General features: G+C 47.7%; 3 protein-coding genes and 1 pseudogene. All 4 read right to left on the bottom strand.

What is annotated here, in order from left to right; genetic code table 11:
- Positions 1–219, bottom strand: a pseudogene (locus G519_RS51870) (IS5/IS1182 family transposase); the annotation flags it as partial.
- Positions 220–499: 280 nt separating this feature from the next.
- Positions 500–865 (bottom strand): glucosaminidase domain-containing protein, encoded by a 366-nt coding sequence (locus tag G519_RS52830; RefSeq protein ID WP_244280390.1) that lies wholly within the window; start codon positions 863–865, stop codon positions 500–502.
- Complete coding sequence (locus G519_RS0140860) at positions 862–1,260, bottom strand: phage holin family protein (RefSeq protein ID WP_029199440.1); 399 nt, start codon at positions 1,258–1,260, stop codon at positions 862–864. The genes G519_RS52830 and G519_RS0140860 overlap by 4 nt, the downstream gene beginning before the upstream one ends.
- Positions 1,241–2,107, bottom strand: a complete 867-nt coding sequence (locus G519_RS0140855; RefSeq protein WP_029199439.1) for a minor capsid protein — start codon at positions 2,105–2,107, stop codon at positions 1,241–1,243. Before G519_RS0140855 ends, G519_RS0140860 begins: the two co-directional genes overlap by 20 nt.
- Positions 2,108–2,250: the final 143 nt, after the last annotated feature.

The following is a 2,250-nucleotide window of genomic DNA, read 5'->3' as shown; positions in this document are numbered from 1 at the left end:
CTCATATGTTGTAAATCCTTCCGTCATTCCAATAATGACGGAGCGAAATATAGCCGGGTAATTTTGTCGATCGGGTGCGCCTAACGAACTCTTTTTTGCTAATGCTGAGTAAATTTTGGGCATGTCGATTGTGTCGAAAATGGTGGCATATTTCTGCTCAGGTTGTAAATTGAATAGGTCTTGCAGGGAAAACAGGCTTTGCTGCCGAATCAAATACATTAGGAGAACTCCCTTCTCTTCTAGTGTTTGGTGGTACTTACACTTTCGATTAGATGGGGAGGTTCTCCTTTTTGCATCCGCCAGAAACCCTTATCTGGCGTGGGTTTTGAATTGTGAAACTTACTCTTGGAGGCTTCTATTTACCTCCAGTGAAGAGAAAATGCCTAAATAAGAGTCCTTAGGGGCTCTTATTTAGGTTCGAGATGAATGGTTACTAGCGTTAAAAAGCGTTACGCCGACAGCCTGATGATTCTCGGATTTTTGATGAGTATTCAGCCACCTACTGCTGCCCGGACGCTTCCCGAAGCTCATCAGCCAAACGGTGAAACTCCACTCTAGCTTCTGCATCCTCTGTACTCATCCAAGCAGCGGACAAGAAATTAATAATCTTATTCGCATCATCAGAACTCATCATATACCCCCTTTCCTCCTCTATCTGATCAAAACGAGTCAGCTCGCTCCCTTCAATAATCCGAATCAGCTTGTCCGCATACTGCGGATCCGTTGCATAACCTGCGCGCTGCAGCTCTCGACTAGCACACCTGTAATCTCTTTCATGTAACACAATTCTAGTTAAAATACCAAACTCCCGCATATCCGCTTGTGCGGCTGGAACTAATTTATAAATAAAGCTTTCTTTGCTCATAACCCTTCCTCCTTGCCTCGCAGCACTTGAATCATCTGCTTCAGAAAGCTGGGAAGCGGCAGTCCTAATCTTCCGTAATTCTCAGTAATAGAAATAAACTCATTCGTCAAGTAAAAATATATCGCTCCCGTCATCATCAGGTCCGTATCCATCAGAATATCCATGCGATGCGCCAGCATAATCACAAGCAGCATCAGTCCTTTGCGGGCAAGGCCCCAATAGCCGACTTGGCTATTAAGGCCACGCTGTTCCTTCATCGAGGCGGCAATACCCGTTATATAGTCGACTAGTATCGCCATGAGAAATAGGCTAAGCAGCTCGTTCCACTCGCCGAAGGCATAGGTTGCAAACCCGCCAAGCGTGGCAGTAATCAGGTTAAAACCGATTTGGTTCATTCGTTTTTGCTCCTTTCTGTTGAGATTGCTTGGGGGAGGCTGCTGTCTGAACACCAGGGATGAGAGGTAACGTGCCTTGCGGAGCTGAAGCTGCGCCCGTTATAGTAACGGTCAGAATCCCCGTGGACAAATCCCCTGAGCGAATCGTTGTACTGGAATTAATCACCGTTAACCACCTGCTACCAGCGCCTCCCATTGGCAATTTAGCTTGTTCAGCCAGTCCCAGCAGTAATATTTGAGCAGCCAACTGATACTCATTTGCCGACCTCGCAGCAATCTGCCCAACGAATTCTTTCGTAAGCTGGCAAGCACCTCTTGACTCCGACGCACTCTGTACGCTCAAACACTGCCATGAGACGCTAGGTCGACACGTACCATTGAATCCACGGTATACGTGCCACTGAGAGCCTAAAGCCGCTTCCGTAAATACGGTTATAGCTTTCAGCCAAGTTTCTAGCACAGGTTTTACTTGCCGAAGGATCAGAACAGATTTTATGATGTATCTGCCTTCTGCATCCTTGCCCATCACAGCAGGCAGCGTAGTAATTTGCACCGTGTAGTTATGCCTGTCCACCTCGATGACACCGTTATCTGGATCGAGCAGCTTGTTAATAGCACTCCAGATGCGATCCTGCGCCCCTGCCGATGTCGCGCTTCTGACATGTAAGCTCAGCTTGCGCCAGCAACTCGGCGCGTCAAGCTTGAATTCCGCGTTACCGCCAACGTGGGTGAGCCAGATGGCCTCATCAGGGGTCTGTGGAACGTCGTCCACGAACAAGTCGTTCCCGAGTGTCCCCGCACCTTCAGACTGTAGATAAAGTGCAAGTTGATTTGCCATGTTAATCATTCACTTCTTTCACCTCCTTCCTGTGTAAAACATCGTTACAGCACACCATCCAGTCGTTTCTGCCTCTTTAACTCATCTGTAAGCATGTTTTACATCGTCTCAGCGTCGATCTCTGCACCGAAGCCCTCTGTAACGACGTAAAA

Source organism: Paenibacillus alginolyticus DSM 5050 = NBRC 15375 (assembly GCF_000422905.1).
Taxonomy (GTDB): domain Bacteria; phylum Bacillota; class Bacilli; order Paenibacillales; family NBRC-103111; genus Paenibacillus_E; species Paenibacillus_E alginolyticus.
Note: the sequence above shows the minus strand (reverse complement) of the source record. Positions and strands in the feature narration are given on the sequence as shown.

What these genes read in the sequence shown, in the direction of transcription:
- G519_RS52830 (WP_244280390.1), bottom strand. Translation starts at nt 865, where the DNA reads ATGAGCAAAGAAAGCTTTATTTATAAATTAGTTCCAGCCGCACAAGCG.
- G519_RS0140860 (WP_029199440.1), bottom strand. Translation starts at nt 1,260, where the DNA reads ATGAACCAAATCGGTTTTAACCTGATTACTGCCACGCTTGGCGGGTTT.
- G519_RS0140855 (WP_029199439.1), bottom strand. Translation starts at nt 2,107, where the DNA reads ATGATTAACATGGCAAATCAACTTGCACTTTATCTACAGTCTGAAGGT.